Here is a 5311-nt window from a genome sequence, read left to right as displayed (position 1 = left end):
GCGCCTTGGGCGCCACCGCGCGGCGGTGCGGCGGCACGGACCGCCCGATCCCACTCTCCGGCACCTGCGTCTCCCGTGACTCGGCGGCCCGACACCCCGACGCTAGCCGCGCTCCCGTCGACTGGTCAATCGTTCGGTCGGTACTGCTCGACCGATCGTTTGGGCACCGTCGCGTCGACGCCTCTCGCGCGGCGGGCGTGCGCCGGGCGACCGAGTTCCTTGACCTGAACCGAGCTTCAGGTCGCACGGTGGTCCGCATGACACCGACCGCGATCGTCACCGGTGCGGGGCAGGGCTTCGGGCTCGCCCTCACCGTCGCCCTGGCCCGGCGCGGGACCACCGTCGTGGCCTGCGCCCGGGACGCCGACCGCCTGCGGGGCGCGCTCGCCGGGGTGCCCGGCGTCCGCGCCCTGCCCGGCGACGTCACCGACCCGCGCTTCCGCGCCGAGCTCGCCGCAGCGGCCGGCGACCGGCTGGACCTGCTGGTGCACAACGCCGGCGAGCTCGGCCCCTCGCCCCTGCCCCGGCTGGCCGACTACCCGCTCGACGCCCTGCGCGGCGTCCTGGAGACCACCGTGCTGGCCCCACTGGGCCTCACCCGGGAGACCCTGCCGGCCCTGCGCGCCGCCGGAGGCACGGTCGTCACGCTCAGCTCCGACGCAGCCGTCGAGGCCTACGAGGGCTGGGGCGGCTACGGCGCGGCGAAGGCCGCGCTCGACCACCTCGCCGCGGTGCTGGGCGTGGAGGAGCCGGGGCTGCGCGTGTACGCCTTCGATCCCGGGGACATGCGCACCGCGATGCACCAGCGGGCCTTCCCCGGCGAGGACATCTCCGACCGCCCGGAGCCGGAGACCGTGGTGCCGGCGCTGCTGCGGCTGCTCTCGGACCGACCGCCGTCGGGCCGGTACACCGCCGCGGCCCTGCGGGTGGCGTCGTGAGGCCGGTCCCGCCCGGGCTGGTGGCCACCGCCCCGCCGCCCGTCCGGGACGGCGTGCGGCTGATGGTCGCGCGGGCGCGGCGGCCGCTCCGCCACCGGCGGTTCACCGACCTGCCGGAGGCGCTGGAGCCCGGCGACCTGGTCGTGGTCAACACCTCCGACACCGAGCCCGCCGCGCTCGACGGCACCCGCGCGGGCAGGCCCGTCGTCCTCCACGTCTCGGGACCCGCCCCCGGCGGGACCTGGCTCGTGGAGCTGCGGACGCCGGACGGGCACCGGGTCCTCGACGGGCGGGCCGGCGAGCCCGTCCGGCTGCCGCGCGGGGTGACCGCGACCCTGCTCTCCGGCGGCCCGCGGATCTGGCGGGCGCGCATCCCCGTGGAGGGCGGGCTGCGCCGGTACCTGGCCGTGGCCGGGCGCCCGATCACCTACTCCTACCTGCGGGAACGTCCCCCACTCGCCGAGTACCGCACCGTGTTCGCCCGACCCGACGGCCGCTTCGGCAGCGCGGAGATGCCGAGCGCGGGGCGGCCCTTCACCTTCGGGGTGCTCGAGGGGCTCCGGGCACGCGGGATCGGGGTCGCCGAGCTGGTGCTGCACACCGGCGTGTCCTCCCTGGAGGCGGGCGAGACCCCGCTGCCCGAGCGCTACCGGGTCCCCCTCGCCACGGCCGAGGCCGTCGCCGCGACCCGCGCGGCGGGGCACCGGATCGTCGCGGTGGGGACCACCGTGACCCGCGCGCTGGAGACCGTCGCGGAGCCAGACGGCACGGTGCGGGCCGGCGAGGGCACGACCGAGCTGGTCCTGGGCCCGGACCGGCCGGTCCGCGTCGTCGACGGGCTGCTGACGGGCTGGCACGAGCCCGAGGCCTCGCACCTGCTCCTGCTCCGCGCGGTCGCCGGGCGGCGGCTGGTCGGGAGGGCCTACGCGGCCGCGCTCGAGGAGGGCTACCGCTGGCACGAGTTCGGCGACTCCTGCCTGCTGCTCCCGTGACCTAGCCCCGAGCACCCACCGGCGGTTCCGACACCGGGGCCGGGACAGCCGCCTGCTCGGGCTCCCGGCGGTGCGGCAGCTCCCGGGTGAGGAACAGGCTGAGCAGCGCGATCCCCGCGGCGGCCAGCAGCGCCACCTTCAGCCCGAGCAGCTGGGCGTGGGCGTACCCGGCCACCAGGACCTCGGTCTCCTGGGCCCCGATTCCGGCCGCGCCCAACGCGGCCCGCGCCTGGTCCAGCGAGAGGAACGAGATGCCCTGCTCCAGCGCCGTGCCGACCTGCTGGCGGGTCGCCTCGGACACCGGCGCCGCGGACACCCCGGTGAGGCTCGCCCGCGTCAGGGCACCCAGCAGGAAGGAGCCGATCAGGGCCGTGCCGAGCGAGGAGCCGAGGTTCTGCGCGGTGTACTGCAGCCCGCCGACCTCGCTGCGCTCGGCCTCGCCGACGCTGGACTGTGCCACGTTCCCGAGCTGCCCGGCGAGCAGGCCCATCCCGACGCCGAGGAGGCCGGTGGCGAGGGCGAACGACAGGTCGTCGAGCTCCGGCCGGACGCTGCCGACCAGCCACAGCGAGGCGCCGCACAGCACGACGAATCCGGTCCGCACCACCGCGCGCGGCGCGGCGAACCGGTTCACCACCGGCGCGGCCATGGACGTCACCAGCATCGTGACCGAGACCGGCAGCAGCCGCAGCCCGGTGGAGAAGGCGTCGAGACCCTGCACCACCTGCAGGTACAGCGGGATGGTGAAGAAGACGCCCAGCAGGATCAGGTTCTGGGCCAGCAGCGTCGAGAGCGCGGCGCGCAGCGGCCGGATCGCGAACAGCGCCCAGCGGACCAACGGGTCGCGGCCCCGCTCCTCCCGGTGCCGCACCCAGCTGCGCAGCAGCCCGAGCACGACGAGCCCGAACGCGATCACGAACAGGGTCGGCGCGAAGCCGAGCACCGTGAAGGGCGGGTTCCGCGGCTCGAGCCAGCCCCAGGCGCTGCTCTGCAGCGCGCCCAGGACCACGCACGCGAGCCCGACCACGGACAGGGCCGCCCCCACCAGGTCCGGCCTGCGGCGAGGCCCGGCGGCGGGTGCGTCGGCGATCCAGCGCAGCATCAACAGGATCGCCACGACGATCACGACCTCGCCGGCGAACACGACCCGCCAGCTCAGGTAGGTCGTCGCCCAGCCGCCGAGGATCGGGCCGACCGCGATCCCCGCGCCCGCCAGTCCCCCGATGACGCCGTAGGCGACGGCCCGGTCCCGGCCCCGGTAGTTGCCGCCCACCAGGGCGGCCAGCGCGGGCAGCACGAGCGCGCCGCCGAGGCCCTCGATCACCGACCAGCCGAGCACGAGCACCCACAGCGTCGGCGCGATCGCGGTGATCCCCGAGCCGACGCCGTAGACGACCAGCCCGACCGCGAAGGCGCGACGGCGGCCGAGGATGTCCCCGATCTGGCCCCCGGTGATCAGGAAGGCGGCCATGACCAGGGTGTAGAGGGTGATGGCCCCCTGGATGGCGGCGACCGTGGTGTCGAAGTCCGCGACGAGCGCGCTGATCGACACGTTCATGACCGCCGTGTCGAGCACGACCAGGAACTGGGCGATCCCGAGGGCGACGAGCGGCTTCCAGCGGTTCACCCGTGGCCGTCCGTGGTCGGGTCGGCCGCGGCCACCTTCCCCGTCTCGATCGCCCGGCGCAGCGCCGCGTGGTCGGCCTCCGTGCGGTCGGCGTAGGCGCGGGCGAACGCGGCGAGGGCCCGGTCGAAGGCGGCCGACGAGCCGAGGTAGGCGGCGATCGCGATCCGGTCGCCGCTCCGCGCGTGGGCACGGGCGAGGGTCTGTCCGCAGATCTCCGCGTAGAGCCGCAACCCGCGCGGGCGCAGGCTGTCGACCTCGACCGAGCCCTTCCAGTCCCGCAGCTGGCGCAGGTAGAAGTCGCGGACCTCGCCGTCGACCCCGGTCGTCCGCTGCCAGCCCAGGAAGATGTCGCCCACCGTCTGCATCAGCCGCTGCCCCTCGACGACCCGCTGCCCCGCCGTGGCCTGCGGGGCGGGACCCAGCACGGACTCCAGGGCCGACGGGCCCGCCTCCTTGGCCTGCAGGAACAGCGGATCGCGGTCGTCGCGGCCGAGGAAGAGCAGCATCCAGCACCGGGTGCCGACGCTCCCGACACCGACGACCTTGTGGGCGATGTCCACGGGGCGGTACTGCTCGAACAACCGGCGACGGTCCGGGGACAGGCTCTGCCGGTAGCCCTCGAGCAGCTCGTGGATGCCGTCCTCGATGCCGCGCCGCTCCACCTCCTCCGGGTAGAGGTCGCGGACCGGCACCACGATCGGTGGCGCGGCGGCGATCCGCGGGGCGCCGTCGACGACCGCGGTGAAGCGGTCCAGCGCCCCCAGGTTGTCCCGCGTGCGGGCCTTGGCGAGGTCCCGCTCCATCCGGGCACGCCGCGGCGCCGCGACTCGGCGCCGGTAGCGCGCCCACAGCTCCTCGGTCTCGACGAGCGCGTACCAGACGTCGAGGTTGGTCATGGCCGCGAAGGCGCGCATCGCCCGGCGGTAGGCGCGCACCGCCCCCTCCACCGCCGCCGCCCGGTCCCGGGGCCCGAGACCCCGGTCCCGGCCGGCGACCTCGACGCTGGCCGCCAGCCGTTTGACGTCCCACTCCCACGGGCCCCGCAGGGTCTCGTCGAAGTCGTTGACGTCGAAGACGAGCCGGCGCTCGGGCGAGGCGAAGAACCCGAAGTTGGCCAGGTGGGCGTCGCCGCAGAGCTGCACGTCGATGCCGCTGACCGGCGTGGCGGCGAGGTCGGCGGTCATCACCGCCGCCGAGCCGCGCAGGAACGCGAAGGGCGACAGCGCCATCCGGGCGTACCGGATCGGCAACAGGTCCTGCACCCGGCCGACGTCCTGCGCGGCGAGGATCTTCAACGCCCCCTTGCCCCGCCGGGCCGGCAGCTCGGCGTGGCTCGAGCGGGAGGCCGCCGCCCGGGCCGCGCGGCCGAGCTCGACCCGCTCGGCCGGGCCCGGTGCGGGCGGGCGCGCGGCGGGCGGTGCGGGCGGTGCCGCGGTGCTGGTCACCGCCCTCACCGCCGTCGGGTCACGACGACGCCGACCAGCAGACCGACGGCGATCATGACGACCAGCAGCAGCCACAGCGGCGCACTCAGCGTGAGCGTGAACAGGTACACGTTCACCGGGCCGCGGTTCTGCAGCACGAACACCAGGGCGAGGACCATCACGACGAGCGCGACGACCAGCCGGGGGCTGACCGTGCGCCGTGCCCGTCCGGCCGGTCGTTGCGTCGTCATCGCCGGCACCCGGTCAGACCGTCTCGCGCTGCTCGCGCACCAGCGCCCAGATCACGGCGATGTCGAGCGCGATGATCAC

Annotated in this window: 5 protein-coding genes; 2 read left to right on the top strand and 3 right to left on the bottom strand. The window is 75.7% G+C overall.

Annotated elements, in window-relative coordinates; translation table 11 throughout:
• The first annotated feature begins 257 nt into the window (after positions 1-257).
• Entirely contained in the window at positions 258-938 is a 681-nt protein-coding gene (locus ACFQH9_RS32175; protein ID WP_379572261.1) for an SDR family NAD(P)-dependent oxidoreductase, read from the top strand.
• Positions 935-1930 (top strand): S-adenosylmethionine:tRNA ribosyltransferase-isomerase, encoded by a 996-nt coding sequence (locus ACFQH9_RS32170; RefSeq protein WP_379572260.1) that lies wholly within the window; start codon positions 935-937, stop codon positions 1928-1930. Before ACFQH9_RS32175 ends, ACFQH9_RS32170 begins: the two co-directional genes overlap by 4 nt.
• 1 nt (position 1931) lies before the next feature.
• Here the strand turns inward: ACFQH9_RS32170 and ACFQH9_RS32165 are convergent, their stop codons facing one another.
• Genes ACFQH9_RS32165 through ACFQH9_RS32155 form a run of 3 tightly spaced genes read right to left on the bottom strand, consistent with a single transcriptional unit; the run spans position 1932 to position 5232 of the window.
• Positions 1932-3557 (bottom strand): MFS transporter, encoded by a 1626-nt coding sequence (locus ACFQH9_RS32165; protein ID WP_379572258.1) that lies wholly within the window; start codon positions 3555-3557, stop codon positions 1932-1934.
• The gene (locus ACFQH9_RS32160; protein WP_379572256.1) at positions 3554-5002 is read right to left on the bottom strand and encodes a DUF2252 domain-containing protein; all 1449 of its coding nucleotides are present in this window, start codon (positions 5000-5002) and stop codon (positions 3554-3556) included. Before ACFQH9_RS32160 ends, ACFQH9_RS32165 begins: the two co-directional genes overlap by 4 nt.
• 5 nt (positions 5003-5007) lie before the next feature.
• A complete protein-coding gene (locus ACFQH9_RS32155; RefSeq protein ID WP_379572254.1) occupies positions 5008-5232 on the bottom strand; it encodes a DUF1049 domain-containing protein in 225 nt (74 codons plus the stop codon).
• Positions 5233-5311 lie beyond the last annotated feature (79 nt).

Origin of the sequence: Pseudonocardia lutea (genome assembly GCF_042658055.1) — a bacterium.
Lineage (GTDB): Bacteria > Actinomycetota > Actinomycetes > Mycobacteriales > Pseudonocardiaceae > Pseudonocardia > Pseudonocardia lutea.
The sequence above is the reverse complement of the archived record's forward strand: the minus strand, read 5'-3'. Positions and strand labels throughout refer to the sequence as shown.